The organism is Pectobacterium sp. CHL-2024 (assembly GCF_044751765.1).
GTDB lineage: Bacteria > Pseudomonadota > Gammaproteobacteria > Enterobacterales > Enterobacteriaceae > Pectobacterium > Pectobacterium brasiliense.
Genome location: NZ_JBIXKO010000003.1, coordinates 1 through 16,226, shown reverse-complemented (window position 1 = coordinate 16,226; position 16,226 = coordinate 1). Strand labels below are relative to the sequence as shown.

The 16,226-nt window shown below is 52.3% G+C and carries 14 protein-coding genes; 3 read left to right on the top strand and 11 right to left on the bottom strand.

From position 1 onward, the window contains the following. The first annotated feature begins 254 nt into the window (after positions 1–254). On the top strand, positions 255–1,922 hold the full coding sequence (gene ettA, locus ACIPUG_RS06830) for an energy-dependent translational throttle protein EttA (protein WP_010300532.1): 1,668 nt from the start codon (positions 255–257) through the stop codon (positions 1,920–1,922). A gap of 79 nt (positions 1,923–2,001) precedes the next feature. Here the strand turns inward: ettA and ACIPUG_RS06825 are convergent, their stop codons facing one another. Both ACIPUG_RS06825 and ACIPUG_RS06820 read right to left on the bottom strand, forming a co-directional pair. Next, a complete protein-coding gene (locus tag ACIPUG_RS06825) occupies positions 2,002–3,705 on the bottom strand; it encodes a methyl-accepting chemotaxis protein (protein WP_400337972.1) in 1,704 nt (567 codons plus the stop codon). A 254-nt stretch (positions 3,706–3,959) separates the two neighbouring features. Further along, a complete protein-coding gene (locus tag ACIPUG_RS06820) occupies positions 3,960–4,868 on the bottom strand; it encodes a LysR family transcriptional regulator (RefSeq protein WP_400337971.1) in 909 nt (302 codons plus the stop codon). Between the two features lie 136 nt (positions 4,869–5,004). Here ACIPUG_RS06820 and ACIPUG_RS06815 point away from each other — a divergent pair, with 136 nt between their 5' ends. Next, a complete protein-coding gene (locus ACIPUG_RS06815) occupies positions 5,005–6,006 on the top strand; it encodes a zinc-binding alcohol dehydrogenase family protein (RefSeq protein WP_339098447.1) in 1,002 nt (333 codons plus the stop codon). Positions 6,007–6,059: 53 nt separating this feature from the next. Here ACIPUG_RS06815 and serA read toward each other — a convergent pair whose 3' ends face one another. Together serA and rpiA are read right to left on the bottom strand one after the other, a co-directional pair. Next, positions 6,060–7,292 (bottom strand): phosphoglycerate dehydrogenase, encoded by a 1,233-nt coding sequence (gene serA, locus ACIPUG_RS06810; protein WP_010681794.1) that lies wholly within the window; start codon positions 7,290–7,292, stop codon positions 6,060–6,062. 294 nt (positions 7,293–7,586) lie between these two features. Next, a complete protein-coding gene (gene rpiA / locus ACIPUG_RS06805) occupies positions 7,587–8,246 on the bottom strand; it encodes a ribose-5-phosphate isomerase RpiA (RefSeq protein WP_010681795.1) in 660 nt (219 codons plus the stop codon). Positions 8,247–8,487: 241 nt separating this feature from the next. Between rpiA and ACIPUG_RS06800 the strand changes: the two genes are divergently transcribed. Next, a complete protein-coding gene (locus tag ACIPUG_RS06800; protein ID WP_010300546.1) occupies positions 8,488–9,381 on the top strand; it encodes a LysR family transcriptional regulator ArgP in 894 nt (297 codons plus the stop codon). A gap of 91 nt (positions 9,382–9,472) precedes the next feature. On the opposite strand, the gene ACIPUG_RS06795 is transcribed toward ACIPUG_RS06800, so the two are convergent. The 7 genes from ACIPUG_RS06795 to ACIPUG_RS06765 form a co-directional block, all read right to left on the bottom strand. Then, entirely contained in the window at positions 9,473–10,198 is a 726-nt protein-coding gene (locus ACIPUG_RS06795; protein ID WP_039285344.1) for an oxidative stress defense protein, read from the bottom strand. A gap of 252 nt (positions 10,199–10,450) precedes the next feature. Continuing rightward, positions 10,451–11,065 carry an arginine exporter ArgO gene (gene argO, locus ACIPUG_RS06790; protein ID WP_039461767.1) on the bottom strand — a complete coding sequence of 205 codons (615 nt, stop codon included), beginning with the start codon at positions 11,063–11,065 and terminating at the stop codon, positions 10,451–10,453. A 203-nt stretch (positions 11,066–11,268) separates the two neighbouring features. After that, the gene (gene mscS / locus ACIPUG_RS06785; protein WP_014916730.1) at positions 11,269–12,129 is read right to left on the bottom strand and encodes a small-conductance mechanosensitive channel MscS; all 861 of its coding nucleotides are present in this window, start codon (positions 12,127–12,129) and stop codon (positions 11,269–11,271) included. 135 nt (positions 12,130–12,264) lie between these two features. Further along, the gene (gene fbaA, locus ACIPUG_RS06780; protein WP_039278117.1) at positions 12,265–13,341 is read right to left on the bottom strand and encodes a class II fructose-bisphosphate aldolase; all 1,077 of its coding nucleotides are present in this window, start codon (positions 13,339–13,341) and stop codon (positions 12,265–12,267) included. Positions 13,342–13,479: 138 nt separating this feature from the next. Beyond that, positions 13,480–14,643, bottom strand: a complete 1,164-nt coding sequence (gene pgk, locus ACIPUG_RS06775) for a phosphoglycerate kinase (RefSeq protein ID WP_010681801.1) — start codon at positions 14,641–14,643, stop codon at positions 13,480–13,482. Positions 14,644–14,715: 72 nt separating this feature from the next. Further along, positions 14,716–15,732: an erythrose-4-phosphate dehydrogenase gene (gene epd, locus ACIPUG_RS06770; protein ID WP_014916731.1), complete on the bottom strand. Its 1,017-nt coding sequence runs from the start codon at positions 15,730–15,732 to the stop codon at positions 14,716–14,718. A 313-nt stretch (positions 15,733–16,045) separates the two neighbouring features. After that, positions 16,046–16,226, bottom strand: a 181-nt coding sequence (locus tag ACIPUG_RS06765) for a transketolase-like TK C-terminal-containing protein (RefSeq protein ID WP_400337969.1), incomplete at its 5' end; no start/stop codon positions are given.

The window sequence follows — 16,226 nt, the reverse complement described above, 5'->3', positions numbered from 1 at the left end:
AGACAACGATATGCCGATCCGCAAACCGATTCTGAAATTCATCACGCGGGCCTACGTCTCAGATCGGCCATGGCAAATCGCCGGATAGCTGGGATCGCGGGCTGAAACCCGCTACACTTCATACTTAGAATAATCGATCCGCTGCCGGGGTATTTCCCTGGCTGCACCACTGAGTATTAAGTAGCACAGTGCTACATATGGTCACCCGCTTATGGTGACAAATCATAGAGATAAGAGAGAGGCGAAGTCGCAACGTGGCTCAATATGTTTATACCATGCATCGCGTCGGTAAGGTCGTACCGCCGAAGCGTCACATTCTGAAAAACATCTCCCTCAGTTTTTTCCCCGGTGCCAAGATCGGCGTGCTGGGTCTGAACGGAGCCGGTAAATCAACGCTGTTGCGTATTATGGCTGGCATTGATACGGACATCGAGGGCGAAGCTCGCCCACAACCTGGAATCAAAATCGGCTATTTGCCGCAGGAACCGCAGTTAAACACGGAGCACACCGTACGTGAATCCGTGGAAGAAGCGGTGTCTGAAGTCGTCACCGCGCTGAAGCGTCTTGACGAAGTCTATGCGCTGTATGCTGACCCGGATGCAGACTTCGATAAATTGGCCGCCGAACAAGGCCGACTGGAAGAAGTCATTCAGGCGCACGACGGCCATAATCTGGACAACCAGTTAGAGCGTGCCGCCGATGCGCTGCGCTTGCCGGAGTGGGATGCGAAAATCGCTACCCTGTCCGGGGGTGAACGTCGCCGCGTGGCACTGTGCCGTCTGCTGTTGGAAAAGCCGGACATGCTGCTGCTCGACGAACCAACGAACCACCTGGATGCCGAATCGGTAGCCTGGCTGGAACGCTTCCTGCACGATTTCGAGGGCACCGTGGTGGCGATTACCCACGACCGTTACTTCCTCGATAACGTCGCAGGCTGGATTCTGGAGCTGGACCGCGGCGAAGGTATTCCGTGGGAAGGCAACTATTCTTCCTGGCTGGAGCAGAAAGATCAGCGTCTGGCACAGGAAGCTTCTCAGGAAGCGGCACGCCGTAAATCCATTGAGAAAGAGCTGGAGTGGGTGCGTCAAGGCGCTAAAGGCCGTCAGTCCAAAGGTAAGGCACGTCTGGCACGCTTTGAAGAGCTGAACAACACCGAATACCAGAAACGTAACGAAACCAACGAACTGTTTATTCCACCAGGTGCTCGCCTCGGCGATAAAGTGGTGGAGGTCACCAACCTCAGCAAGTCTTACGGCGAACGTCAGCTCATCGACGGGCTTTCCTTCTCCGTACCGAAAGGCGCGATTGTCGGCATTATCGGCCCGAACGGTGCCGGTAAATCGACTCTGTTCCGCATGATGTCCGGTCAGGAACAGCCGGATGGCGGCTCGATTGAGCTGGGTGAAACGGTAAAACTGGCGTCAGTTGACCAGTTCCGTGACGCGATGGACAACAGCAAAACCGTCTGGGAAGAAGTGTCTGGCGGACAGGACATCATGCGTATCGGCAACACCGAAATGCCAAGTCGTGCTTACGTTGGCCGTTTCAACTTCAAAGGGGTTGATCAGGGCAAACGCGTTGGCGAGCTGTCCGGTGGTGAACGCGGTCGTTTGCATCTGGCGAAGCTGTTGCAGGTCGGCGGCAACGTGCTGCTCCTCGATGAACCAACCAACGATCTGGATATCGAAACCCTGCGCGCGCTGGAAAACGCCCTGCTGGAATTCCCAGGCTGTGCCATGGTGATCTCGCATGACCGTTGGTTCCTCGACCGTATCGCAACACACATTCTGGATTACCAGGATGAAGGTAAAGTGGAATTCTTCGAAGGTAACTTTACCGAATACGAAGAATACAAAAAGCGTACGCTGGGTGCCGATGCGCTGGAACCACACCGCATCAAATACAAGAAGATCGCTAAATAAGCCGTCATCGAACGTGATAAAACAAATGGCCCGCAAGTTGCGGGCCATTTTTCTTTCCAATACGGCTTCACTTATCCGATCAGAACGTTTCCCAGTTTTGACTATCGCTGCCTTTGCTACTGGTTCCGGCGAGGGCCATCGCTGGCACTAAGCGCGGTTGCGGTACAGCCTTCGGTAAGGACGATTTCAGTCTCTGAGCCACACCAGCCAGTTTGAATACCGCGACAGCCTGCGTTAGACGTGCCGCCTGTTCTTCGAGTGAAACAGCCGCCGCCGAGGCTTCCTGTACCAGTGCCGCATTCTGCTGCGTCGCGCTATCCATTTCAGAGACGGCCTGACTCACCTGCCCGATGCCACGGCTCTGTTCGTCAGAAGCGGAAGCAATTTCTCCCATGATGTCGGTCACGCTGACAACCGCGCGGACAATCTCGCCCATGGTTGTACCCGCCTGAGACACAAGCCCAGACCCGGTATCCACCAGCCGACTCGATTCGCCAATCAGCCCTTCAATCTCTTTCGCTGCCTGCGCGCTGCGCTGTGCCAGGCTACGGACTTCACCCGCCACCACGGCAAAACCACGCCCTTGTTCACCCGCTCGCGCGGCTTCTACCGCCGCGTTCAGCGCCAGAATGTTGGTCTGGAAAGCGATGCTATTAATGACGGACGTGATTTCGGAAATACGACGTGAACTGGTAGCAATATCCTGCATGGTATCCACTACGTTCTTCACGATTTGTCCGCCCTTCTCCGCTTTTTCAGAGGCATTTTTCGCCAATTGGCTGGCGTGATGGGCATTGTCAGAGTTCTGTTTCACCGTCGCGGTCAGCTGTTCCATGCTCGCGGCGGTTTCCTCCAGCGCGGCCGCCTGCTGCTCGGTACGCGAAGAGAGATCGACGTTACCCGCCGTAATTTCTGACGACCCTTGATAGATCGAATCCGCACCTTCGCGCACGATCGTCACCGTATCTGTCAGCTCCGCCTGCATGTTCTGGATATTCGTTCCCAGAATGCCGATTTCATTGCGTCCCATCGCCATCGGCGGCTGCGTCAAATCACCCGCCGCGATCTTCTGGATACGATCAACCAGCCTGTTGACCGGCGCGAGAATCACATTGCGCACCATAATGTAGGCCATGATCGCCATAATGATAGACAGGACAAACGAACCCGCCATCATCCAGTAACCCAGCTTGGCATTATCCGCCGCACGATGATTGATATCCTGCGCGGCTTGCGTGAGTTCATTCACTTTCTTGCGTACTGGAACACTGAACGCTTCATCTAACTGACGAGCCAGCGTACTTTCCAACGTGATCGTATCTTCAAATTCCCCGTCGTTTGTCGCTTTCTGCATAGCCAGAATCGCGTTATCACGGTAGTTGGCGTATGCCTTAAGAATCTCGTCATCCAGCGCGTTTTCGCTCTCCAGTTTGTCTGGACGCGCGATATATTCATCCAGACGCTTCTGTGAGGCTCTGACTCGCCCAGCAGCCTGGTCTGAAGCGGATTTAAAGACGTCGTGATCGCTAATACGGTTTGCCGCCCCCGCCTGAATAAGCAGCAATCTGGCAACGCGCAGTTGATCGAGGCTGCTGCTGATACCAGCGCGGATATCAGACAATTCATTAGCCTTATCCAATGAATCATTACTTTGCTTTAAGAAATAGCTCGCTGTGCCAATAGAAAGCGCAAATAAAATCAGGATAATTGAAAAAAGAGTAATAAATAACGAAACGAGACGTATATTGTTGATGTAACTCAACTTCTCTTTTTGAACAGACATCGGTTGCATTCTCATTTTCACCATCACTGGTCTACATTATCTCTGCCATTGCTGGTGCGGCAGAGCCCAGATATCACTGTGACAATAATGTCACGCAGGACAAACCTTTCATAAGAAAGTCAAAAGGAACCACAATTGTTATCGGCATTTTCAGTCTAAAACGTACCTAAAATAAGTTGATGGAAATCACGTTTCAATAAAAATTAAAAAATACCCGTAAAAATGAAACAAAAATATTATAGGTACGACAATCCCTACTGCTTTTTCAAAAACGTTGAGTAATCGTCCCACGCGCGATGCTGTAAAACAAAGTCGATAAAACACGCCAATGCGGGCGAATTCAGCTTGCGGCTGGGGTACACCAGATAAAGCTCGTTGGCTTCCACCTGCCAATCCGGCAAGACCCTGACCAGTTTTCCAGACACCGCTTCATCCAGACAGAGGAAATCCGGCAATAGCGTAATCCCCGCCCCCGCAATCGCGCACTCACGGGCGTAAGGCAGGTTATCCGTAATATGCGAATCGGGGAGTAACCAGCGATAAAGTTCCGAACCGCGATGCAGCAGCCACTCCGTCCAGGCATGATGCGCAATACAGCGGTGTTGCTGGAGCTGTTGTGGATGAAGTAGTGCCGAGTGCCGCGCCAGATAGTCAGGCGATGCCAGCAAGTATCGCGGGGTTTGCCCAAGCGAACGCCCAATCAGCGAAGAGTCATGCGGTTTACCGGTGCGAAAAGCGACATCAAAGCCCTCCTGCACTAGATCGATCACATCGTCTGAAATCAGCACATCCAGTGATACCGCCGGAAAGTGCTGCTGAAACTCGGCGGTGAGCCGCGCCAGCAGCGTAGACCCTAATCCTGCCGGGCTAGTGATGCGCAGTCGCCCGCTGGGGTTATCACGCAGGCGCTGTATGGCGAGATCGGCACGCTCACTGGCTTGCAGCATCTCCTGACAGTGAATCAGGTAGCGCTCACCGGCAAACGTCAGATTAAGCTGGCGCGTAGTTCGGTTCAACAATCGCAGGCCAATCTGCTGTTCAAGCTGGCTAATGCGCAAGCTCAGGCTGGATTTTGCCAGCCCCGCTTTTCGCGCCGCCTGTGTAAAACTGCCACACTCGGCCACCAGCGCAAACAGCGCCATATCCTGCAATTGCTTAAACATGATTGTTCACCCCAGACGAACACTGCATTATTTATTGTCCATCTTATCAGCCCTATCTCTGTGTTCTACACTTTGGCTTATGCAAAAATAGGTTTTATTCACAAGACCGCATTCTGAAAATAATGAGGAACAGACCATGACCGCTCATGCGATAGCCGTTGATCCACAACAGCCAGAAAATTTCATTGCCATCACGCAGGATATTCCCGAGCCCGGTGAATACGATCTGTTGGTCGGTGTAAAAGCCATTTCCGTCAATCCGGTGGATACCAAAGTTCATGCTGGGTTACGTCAGAATGGATTACAGCAGCCACGAATTCTCGGCTGGGATGCCAGCGGCGTCGTACTGAAAATCGGCAGCGCGGTTAACAACATTCAGGTCGGCGATGAAGTCTGGTACGCCGGCGATATCACCCGCCCCGGCAGCAACACCACCCATCAGTTAATTGATTCACGTATCGTGGCGCGCAAGCCGGTGTCGCTAGACTGGGCAGCGGCGGCCGCACTGCCGCTCACGGCGCTGACCGCCTGGGAAGGCTTATTCGAGCATTTGAAAATACAGCAGGCCGACAGCAACAAAACGCTGCTGATTATCGGCGGTGCAGGCGGCGTAGGATCTCTCGCGATTTCTCTGGCGGCATTGCGCAGTTCGGTGAACATCATCGCCACCGCGTCACAGCCTGACTCGGCAGAGTGGTGCCGCCAACGCGGTGCCCATAAGGTCGTGGATTACCGTAATCTGGTCGAGTCTCTGGAAAAAGAAGGGATCAAACAGGTCGACTATATTTTCTGCCTGAACGACACGGACGGCCACTGGGATGCCATCAGCAAACTGATCGCGCCAATGGGACACATCTGCACCATCGTGGAAAACAAAAATCCGCTCGACCAAACGGCGCTAAAACTCAAAAGCGCGGCGCTGCACTGGGAACTCATGTTTACCCGCAGCATGTTCACCACGCCGGATATCGCGGAACAGGGGAATATTTTGCACGAAGTCGCACAGCTGGTTGATGCAGGAAAACTTCAGGGAACCGCCAGCGAAATGCTGCAAGGGTTAACGGTAGACACGCTGAAGCAGGCTCACGGTAAAGTGCTGGAAGGGCATATGCGCGGCAAGATCGTTATCGCGCTTTAAAAACGCAACCAGCCCCAAAAGGGGCTGGCTGTTTATTCACTGATTAAAACGAATCAGAACAGCAGACGGGCACGAATGGTGCCTGGAATCGCCTTCATCAGTTGCAGTGCCGTTTGTGCGCCGTCGGTTTCGACATCAATGACCACATAACCAATTTCAGGTGTCGTTTGCAGATACTGCGCGGCAATGTTAATGCCCTGCTCAGCAAAGATCTGGTTAATTTTGGTAATAATGCCAGGACGGTTTTCATGGATGTGCAGCAAGCGGCTGGCGCGTGCGCCATGGACAGGCAACGACACTTCCGGGAAATTCACCGCAGACAGCGTAGAACCGTTGTCTGAATATTTCGCCAGCTTTCCAGCGACTTCATCACCGATATTTTCCTGCGCTTCCTGTGTAGAACCACCGATGTGCGGCGTCAGCAGCACGTTGTCAAACTCGCACAGCGGCGACAGGAACGGATCGCTGTTGGTTGCTGGTTCCTGTGGGAATACGTCAATCGCCGCACCGGACAAATGCTTGCTGCTCAACACGTCGCACAACGCTGGAATATCAACTACAGTACCACGAGCGGCGTTAATCAGGATTGAGCCCGGCTTCATCAGCGCCAGCTCTTCCGCACCCATCATGTTATACGTGCTTTCATTTTCCGGCACGTGCAGGCTCACCACGTCGCTCATATTCAGCAAATCAGACAGGTGACGCACCTGCTGAGCATTGCCCAGCGGCAATTTACTTTCGATATCATAGAAGTAAACGTGCATACCGAGGCTTTCAGCCAAAATACCCAACTGCATACCGATATGGCCGTAGCCGATGATCCCCAGCTTTTTACCGCGCGCTTCAAACGAGCCCACAGCCAGCTTGTGCCAGATACCACGGTGCGCTTTCGCGTTGGCCGCCGGGATACCGCGCAGCATCAGCAGCATTTCGCCGATCACCATTTCTGCCACGGATCGGGTATTGGAAAAAGGTGCGTTAAATACCGGGATACCACGCTTGGTCGCGGCCGACAGCTCAACCTGATTAGTCCCGATACAGAAACACCCTACCGCGATCAGTTTTTCCGCAGCAGCAAAAATCTCTTCTGTCAGATGGGTACGCGAGCGGATACCCACAAAATGCGCATCGCGGATGGAGGCTTTCAACGCCTCAGGATCCAGCGCACCTTTATGGAACTCGATGTTGGTGTAACCCGCTGCACGCAGGTTATCCAGCGCGCTCTGATGCACGCCTTCCACTAACAGAAACTTAATCTTGTCTTTTTCCAATGATACCTTTGCCATTTCCCGACCTTATTTTCAGACTTCAAATGTGACAGAGTGCTCAATAGCTTCTGCCAACATAACAAAAATTACGCAGTCAGCAATACAAACGATTGCTTCGCCCAAATCGCGCCACAGAGGAGCGCGCCTGATTTATGGCAAAAAATATTGCCAAAGATGTTCATCGCCATATCGACGATAAACAAAATAAGAAAATGTGATATTAAGTACCAAAAATGAGCCGTTAACTAAATGGATTTTTTTAGCTAAAAAATTTCTGACGTGTGGGTTCACCACGCCAGAACGATCGCGTACTCATTTAACGACGGTTTTTACACCCTCAGCCGTACCGACTAACGCGACATCTGCACCGCGGTTGGCGAACAGCCCTACGGTTACGACGCCAGGGATGCCATTAATGTGGTTTTCTACCGCGACCGCATCCATGATATTCAGATTGTGTACATCCAGAATGACGTTGCCGTTATCCGTCAGTACGCCCTGACGATAGACTGGCTGCCCGCCCAACTTCGCCAGTTCACGCGCCACGTAAGACCGCGCCATCGGGATAACTTCAACCGGCAGCGGGAATTTACCCAGCACATCAACCTGTTTGGATGCATCGACAATGCAGATGAACTGGCGCGACATTGCCGAAATGATTTTCTCACGGGTCAGCGCTGCACCACCGCCTTTGATCATCTGCATGTGGCCGTTGATCTCATCCGCGCCATCCACGTAGACATCCAACGAATCCACATCATTGGCGTCAAAAACGGGGATACCCAGACTTTTCAACTTTTCCGTTGAGGCATCCGAGCTGGAAACCGCGCCTTTGATTTGATGTTTTATCGAACCCAGCGCATCAATAAAGTGTGCTGCCGTCGATCCGGTTCCTACTCCCACAATGGTGTCGGGACGGACGTAGTCGAGCGCTGCCCATCCCACTGCTTTTTTCAGTTCATCTTGCGTCATAATCTGCTTCTGGCCTGTAGAATCGATATACGAAAACGTGTGCGTATTATAGAACATGCACGTTGGGGAAAGCGTGCAAATTCACTTCACCGCCGATGCATTATTTCATGCGTACCATTTCACACATACCGTGCTGAATCGTGATTGCGCACAACAGCCAAAATAAGATTTCTGCATGGCAAATCTGCAAAATGTGGCATAGTGAAAAAAAAACAGACTCATTCAGAGGATTTTGACTTTCATGAAACGCCCGGACTATCGAACGCTTCAGGCTCTGGATGCCGTCATCCGCGAGCGTGGTTTTGAACGCGCTGCCCAAAAACTGTGTATTACCCAATCTGCCGTTTCACAGCGTATTAAACAATTGGAAAACCTGTTCGGCCAGCCGCTATTAGTCAGAACCATCCCGCCTCGCCCGACAGAACAAGGGCAGAAACTGCTGGCTCTGCTTCATCAGGTCGAGCTGCTGGAAGAAGAGTGGCTGGGCAATGAAACCAACAGCGACATCCCGCTGCTGCTGTCGCTGGCGGTGAACGCCGACAGTCTGGCAACCTGGCTGCTACCTGCGTTACAACCGGTGCTGGTTGATTCACCGATTCGTCTTAATTTGCAGGTAGAAGATGAAACGCGCACGCAGGAAAGGCTGCGCCGGGGTGAAGTGGTCGGTGCGGTGAGTATTCAGTCCCAGCCGCTGCCAAGCTGTCTGGTGGATAAACTGGGTGCGCTGGACTATCTGTTTGTCGCATCGCCGACCTTTGCCGCCCGCTATTTCCCGAATGGCGTGACGCGCTCGGCGCTGCTGCGTGCACCAGCGGTCGCCTTCGACCATCTGGATGATATGCATCAGGCCTTTTTACAGCAGAATTTTGATTTGTCACCTGGCAGCGTTCCCTGCCATATCGTGAATTCGTCGGAAGCGTTTGTACAACTGGCGCGTCAGGGCACAACCTGCTGCATGATCCCGCATCTGCAAATCGAAAGAGAACTTGCCAATAACGAGTTAATCGACCTGACGCCAGGGCTGTTTCAGCGCCGGATGCTCTACTGGCACCGCTTCGCGCCGGAAAGCCGGATGATGAGGAAAGTGACGGACGCCCTGCTCTCGCACGGTCATCAGGTACTGCGGCAATCATAACGTACTGAGAAAGTACAAAAAATAACAGGCCTGTCTGAGCAGGCCTGTTGGTATCATCAATGGTTTACGCAACCGTATTTTAGCGTGAACGTTACTGCGTGCGCTGCAACTCAAACACCACATCCACCTGATCGTCAAAGTGAATAGTTTGCTGTTCATAGGTTTGTGCTGCTTCGCTTTGAACCGCTGCATCTGCCGTTTTAAACATCCGTGCCATTGGCATCGGCTGATAGTTAGCAACGTGGTAGCGAACGCTGTAGATCGGCCCCAGCTTGGCGTTAAAGCCCTGCGCCAGCGCTTCCGCCTGACTCGTCGCCTGCTCGATGGCTTTCTTACGCGCTTCATCACGATAGGTTTCTGGGTTAGCAACGCCTAATTCTACCGTACGAATCTCATTCAGCCCCGATTTCAGCGCCCCATCCAGCAGCTCATTCAGTTTGTCTAACTGGCGTAGCGTGACTTCCACCTGACGCACCGCACGATAGCCTTTCAGCACCGAGCCGCCGGTTTTCAGATAGTCATATTCTGGCTGCGTACGTAAATTGGCGGCATTAATATCTTTTTTCTCAATGCCATTTTTACCCAGAAAATCAAAATATTGTGCAACGCGGGCATCGACCTGCTTTTTCGCTTCCGCCGCATCCTTCGATGACACGCTCACTTCAATCGCCAGACGCGCGATATCCGGTGTCGCATCTACGCTAGATGTCCCTGACGTCACGATATGCGGGCCATCCGGCAATTCCGCAGCCTGCGCGGCTATCGACACACCGCCAAGTCCTATCGCAGCGGCCAACGCCAGTGCATTGAGCTTCATCATACCTCGCTTCACACTCTCTCCTTACTTATGTTTCGTCACGCATGCCGTTCGCAGATTACCTGTATCAATAGATCGTCTGTATCAATAGATTGTCCGTATCAATAGATTATCTGTGTCCACACGGTATCTTCCAGAATGAAAGAGACAAGACGGATTGCTTTACCGACCAACATAACGCATTACCAACTCCACACAATATAGGTGAATTTCTGAAACACAGCGTAAGGTGAGGTTATTTATTTCCAACCATCATTGCCAACCGTGACGCGCCAGCTGCAAAGCAATGCCCCACATCACTACACCGACAAAAAAGTTGATGACCCGCTGTACCCGCGGCGTATTCAGCCACGGTGCCAGCCAGGAGGCCAACAGCGCCAGCGCAAAGAACCAGGTGAAGGAAGCCGTCATCGTCCCTAGCGCAAACCAGCTGCGGGCATCGTCCGCAAACTGGCTACCCAGACTCCCCAGCACCACAAAGGTATCCAGATAGACATGCGGATTAAGCCAGGTCACCGCCAGCATGGTAGCAATAATGCGCCAGCGGCTTTGTTTCATCACTTCGGCGCTGGCGAGGGCAATATTCTTGCTGAAGGCCGTTTTCATCGCTCCCCAGCCAAACCAGAGCAGAAACGCAACACCGCCCCAGGTCACCGCCCCCAGCAGCAGTGAAGACTGGCTAAGCAACGCGCTGCCGCCAAAAATACCAGCGGCAATCAGCACCATATCGCTCACCGCACATAACAGCGCCACCATCAGGTGATACTGCCGGCGAATTCCCTGATTCATCACAAACGCATTCTGTGGCCCTAGAGGCAGAATCATCGCCGCTCCCAACAAAACGCCCTGTAAATACACCGCCCACATACTTCTCTCCTACACCGTTTGTTGTTATCGCGGGGAGTGTATGGAAGCCGATTAGATAAGTGAAATTGAATATTCTAACGCTACATTAGCTAAGCTAATGTGCTGAAGGCAGAGGAAGTCCGTGTCGGACGAGAAGATAATTTCTGACGATGCACCACGCCGATAAGGACATGGTGCATACCTGAAGGCTTATGTCAGAGAGGTTATTCTGGCTGTTTCGCTGCGGATGGTAAGTTATGCAGGTGTACATCCATCTGCGGATAAGGGATACCAATACGGTGCTCATCCAGCACGCGTTTAAAGCTTTCCAGCAGATCCCAATACACCGCCTGCGCGTTGCCGTTGGTTGTCCACACCCACACCACAAAATTCAGTGATGACGCCGCCATTTCATTCAGACGGATCGTGACGCCCTTGTCGTGCTGGATGCGTTCATCCGCCGCGACAATATCACCCAGCAGCTTTTTCACCACGTCGATATCGGCATCATAGGCTACGCCAACAATAATTTCGGTACGGCGATCCGGTTCACGCGAACTGTTGATGATGTTACCAGCAATGATCTTGCCATTCGGCACCACGATAATTTTGCCGTCAGACGTGCGCAGCGTCGTCGAGAAGATCTGTACCTGCGTGACCGAGCCGGACACGCCGCCCAAATCCACCCACTCGCCGGTACGGAAAGGCCGGAAAATCACCAGCAAGACTCCCGCTGCAAAGTTGGCTAACGACCCCTGTAATGCCAGACCAACAGCCAAACCCGCGGCACCCAACACAGCAATCACCGATGCCGTCTGTACGCCAACCCGACTCAATACCGCAATCAGCGTGAACGCGATAATGCCATAGCGCACCAGCGCAGACAGGAAATCTGCCACGGTTGAATCGATAGAACGGTTAATCATCAGCTTATTGATGGTGCCGGAAACGATCCGAGCGATCACCAGACCAACGATGAGGATCACTAATGCTGCGACGATATTCACGGCATACTGCAAAAACAGGCTCTGGTGTGTCACCAACCAGTCCCCTGCCTGATCCAACCCCGTATTAAGTTCTTCCATTTGAAAGCTCCTGTTTTTTAATCACTGGGAAAGCATAACGCCCCTAACTGAAACCGCAACATTGAGCCCCAAAAGCCCAAAAAATTAAGGCTCCCGTAGGAGCCTTAGCATCAAACCATGTTTACGTCGTCTGACTTACAGCACGTCAACGGCATTAAGCTCTTTGAAAGCTTGTTCCAAACGAGTCACCATGCTCGCCTGAGCGGAACGCAGCCACACACGCGGGTCATAGTATTTCTTGTTCGGCTGATCTTCGCCTTTCGGGTTGCCCAATTGGCCTTGCAGATACGCTTCGTTTTCTTTGTAGTATTTCAGGATACCTTCCCACGTTGCCCACTGGGTATCGGTATCGATGTTCATTTTCACTACGCCGTAGCTAACGGAATCTTTGATTTCCTGAGCGCTGGAACCAGAACCACCGTGGAATACGAAGTCCAGGCTGTTGTGCGGCAGGTTATGTTTCTTAGAAACATATTCCTGAGAATCACGCAGGATGGTCGGGGTCAGTTTCACGTTACCTGGCTTGTATACGCCATGCACGTTACCGAAAGAAGCCGCGATAGTGAAACGTGGGCTGATCGCGTTCAGTTTGGTGTACGCGTAGTCAACATCTTCTGGCTGGGTGTACAGAGCAGAAGCATCCATGTGGCTATTATCCACACCGTCTTCTTCACCACCGGTGCAACCCAGTTCGATTTCCAGAGTCATATCGATTTTGGCCATACGTGCCAAATACTTAGAGCAGATCTCAATGTTCTCTTCCAGAGACTCTTCAGACAGGTCGATCATGTGAGAAGAGAACAGCGGTTTGCCGGTAGCAGCAAAGTGTTTTTCACCCGCGTCCAGCAGGCCATCGATCCACGGCAGCAATTTCTTCGCGCAGTGGTCGGTGTGCAGAATCACCGGCACGCCGTAGTGTTCAGCCATTTGATGCACATGATGAGCGCCAGAAATCGCACCCAAAATTGCCGCCTGCTGACCTTCTGCTTTCAGGCCTTTACCGGCGATAAATGCTGCACCGCCGTTAGAGAACTGAACGATGACCGGCGCACGCACTTTGGCTGCGGCTTCCAGCACAGCATTGATTGAGTCGGTACCGACACAGTTCACTGCTGGCAAAGCGAATTGGTTTTCTTTTGCTACTGCGAAAACTTTCTGAACGTCATCACCAGTGATGACACCGGGTTTTACGAAATCAAAAATTTTAGACATGTTACGTGTCCCGTTTCGTTGGCCGTGGAGGGGTTAGAGAAATCGATGTTAAATCGACAAGGTTGTCTCGACACGATATTGCGAACATCACATATCGAGACAACCACAGGAAAGAGGAAAAGCGCCCCTTACCTTAAATTATTGCTTGGCACGTTCTTCCAGCATAACTACTGCTGGCAGTTTTTTCCCTTCGACAAATTCGAGGAATGCGCCGCCACCGGTAGAAATGTAGGAGATTTTATCTGCAATACCAAACAGATCGATCGCAGCCAGCGTATCGCCGCCACCTGCGATAGAGAACGCGTCGCTCTCTGCGATAGCACGGGCGATGGTCTCGGTTCCTTTACGGAAATTCGGGAATTCGAAGACGCCAACCGGGCCATTCCACAGGATAGTCTTGGCATTCTTGAGAATTTCAGCCAGACGCTCAGCGGATACATCACCCAGATCCAGAATCTGCTCTTCGTCTTTGATTGCCGTAACAGACTTCAGCGTTGCCGTTGCAGTTTCAGAGAATTCTGACGCAACACGCACATCGCTTGGTACAGGAATATCACAGGTTTCCAGCAGCTTCTTCGCTTCAGGAATCAGATCGGCTTCGTACAGAGATTTGCCCACGTTGTGGCCTTGTGCGGCAACGAAGGTGTTGGCGATACCGCCACCGACGATCAGCTGATCGGCGATTTTAGACAGGGAATCCAGCACGGTCAGTTTAGTGGAAACTTTAGAACCACCCACGATAGCGACCATCGGACGTGCTGGCTCGCTCAATGCTTTACCCAGCGCTTCCAGCTCACCAGACAGCAGCGGGCCTGCACAAGCGATAGTGGCAAATTTACCCACGCCGTGGGTTGAAGCCTGCGCACGGTGTGCCGTACCGAATGCATCCATTACGAACACGTCACACAGCGCCGCGTATTTCTTGGACAAGACTTCGTCGTCTTTTTTCTCGCCTTTGTTAAAGCGGACGTTTTCCAGTACAACCAGCTCACCTTCGGCGACATCAACACCGTCCAGGTAATCTTTCGCCAGGCGCACAGGAGAAGACAGTTTTTCTTTCAGGTAGTCAACGACGGGCAGCAGAGAAAATTCTTCGTTGTACTCGCCTTCGGTCGGGCGTCCCAGGTGGGAAGTGACCATAACACGAGCACCTTGTTTCAGCGCGATTTCAATGGTCGGCAGAGAGGCACGGATGCGCGCATCAGACGTCACTTTCCCTTCTTTTACCGGTACGTTCAGATCCGCACGAATAAGAACACGTTTACCAGCCAGATCCAGATCGGTCATCTTAATTACAGACATGGTGAATCCTCTTGTTGATTCTCTTTTAAAGTTGCTTGAGCGAGATAGCGACCCCAGATCGCCACCGTCGTACTAGAAACCGCTGGCCGCCATCGCCCGTGTTGTATCCAACATCCGGTTGGCAAAGCCCCATTCGTTATCGCACCAGACCAATGTTTTAATCAGATGCTGACCACTGACCCGTGTCTGCGTGCCGTCGACAATGGCACTGTGCGGATCGTGGTTAAAATCAGCCGACACTAACGGCAATTCAGTGTAATCAACTATACCACGAAACGACTCATGCGCTGATTTTTGCAATAGTGCGTTAATTTCATTCACATTTACGGCTTTCCTGACGCTAACGCTCAGGTCAATTGCCGTGACGTTAATCGTCGGTACCCGCACCGAGATCGCCTCAAAACGATCGACAAACTGCGGAAAAATACGGGTGATCCCCGCCGACAGTTTAGTATCTACCGGAATGATCGACTGGCTGGCGGCGCGTGTACGCCGCAGATCGTGATGATAAGCATCGATCACCGGTTGATCGTTCATCGACGAGTGAATCGTCGTCACCGTCCCATTCTCGATACCAAACGCATCATCCAGCAGTTTGATTACCGGGATAATGCAGTTGGTCGTGCAGGACGCATTGGAAACAATACGGTGCCCGCTTTCCAACTGGTGGTGATTGACGCCAAACACCACCGTCGCATCCAAATCTGTCGTTCCCGGATGAGAAAACAGCACTTTCTTCGCACCTGCCGCCAGATGGGCTTCTCCATCTTCCCGGCTACCGTAAACGCCGCTGCAATCCAGCACGATATCAACACCGAGTTCTCGCCAGGGCAATGGCTGAATCTCTGCCTGATGCAACAGCCGAATACAGTCATCACCGACATAAAGCTGGTCGCACTCCTGACGCACATCCCACGAAAAACGGCCGTGGCTGGAATCATACTTGAGCAAATGCGCCATACCTTCCGCGCTCGCCAGCTCGTTAATAGCCACAACGGTAATCTCGGCTCGGCGGCCTGATTCATACAACGCACGTAAAACACTGCGGCCGATGCGGCCAAAACCGTTTATCGCAATACGGATCGTCATGGCGTTCTTTGTGATTCCTTGTGTCGTGGCAGGGTTACCCAGCCCATAGGATATACCCTTCTTAGACACCAGAGAACCCCTGGAGAAACGCCGTCAGCACAACAACTGAAACGCTTCAGCTAGCATAAACGAATTAACGCATAAAAGAAATATTCTCGTCTGGCACACACAAGAAGAGTGACCTGCGTCATAAAAATGAAAAAACCGCGATCGAGGGCAGGCAAAGCGCATTGAGAGGTGGATTAAATTAAAGATGAAAAAAAGCCGCCAGCGCTAGCTGACGGCTTCTCATATCGAGATTAATGCGGCGTGATTACTTCAGCAGCGCCTGCGCTTTTTCAACGACGTTATCGACGGTGAAGCCGAATTCTTCGAACAGCAGCTCAGCCGGCGCCGATTCGCCGAAGCTCGTCATGCCGACAATCGCGCCATTCAGGCCGACGTACTTGAACCAGTAGTCCGCAATACCCGCTTCAATCGCTACGCGTGCCGAT

What these genes read in the sequence shown, in the direction of transcription:
- ACIPUG_RS06820 (WP_400337971.1), bottom strand. Translation starts at nt 4,868, where the DNA reads ATGTTTAAGCAATTGCAGGATATGGCGCTGTTTGCGCTGGTGGCCGAG.
- ACIPUG_RS06795 (WP_039285344.1), bottom strand. Translation starts at nt 10,198, where the DNA reads ATGAAGCTCAATGCACTGGCGTTGGCCGCTGCGATAGGACTTGGCGGT.
- serA (WP_010681794.1), bottom strand. Translation starts at nt 7,292, where the DNA reads ATGGCAAAGGTATCATTGGAAAAAGACAAGATTAAGTTTCTGTTAGTG.
- ACIPUG_RS06825 (WP_400337972.1), bottom strand. Translation starts at nt 3,705, where the DNA reads ATGTCTGTTCAAAAAGAGAAGTTGAGTTACATCAACAATATACGTCTC.
- rpiA (WP_010681795.1), bottom strand. Translation starts at nt 8,246, where the DNA reads ATGACGCAAGATGAACTGAAAAAAGCAGTGGGATGGGCAGCGCTCGAC.
- ACIPUG_RS06800 (WP_010300546.1), top strand. Translation starts at nt 8,488, where the DNA reads ATGAAACGCCCGGACTATCGAACGCTTCAGGCTCTGGATGCCGTCATC.
- ACIPUG_RS06815 (WP_339098447.1), top strand. Translation starts at nt 5,005, where the DNA reads ATGACCGCTCATGCGATAGCCGTTGATCCACAACAGCCAGAAAATTTC.
- pgk (WP_010681801.1), bottom strand. Translation starts at nt 14,643, where the DNA reads ATGTCTGTAATTAAGATGACCGATCTGGATCTGGCTGGTAAACGTGTT.
- mscS (WP_014916730.1), bottom strand. Translation starts at nt 12,129, where the DNA reads ATGGAAGAACTTAATACGGGGTTGGATCAGGCAGGGGACTGGTTGGTG.
- argO (WP_039461767.1), bottom strand. Translation starts at nt 11,065, where the DNA reads ATGTGGGCGGTGTATTTACAGGGCGTTTTGTTGGGAGCGGCGATGATT.
- fbaA (WP_039278117.1), bottom strand. Translation starts at nt 13,341, where the DNA reads ATGTCTAAAATTTTTGATTTCGTAAAACCCGGTGTCATCACTGGTGAT.
- epd (WP_014916731.1), bottom strand. Translation starts at nt 15,732, where the DNA reads ATGACGATCCGTATTGCGATAAACGGTTTTGGCCGCATCGGCCGCAGT.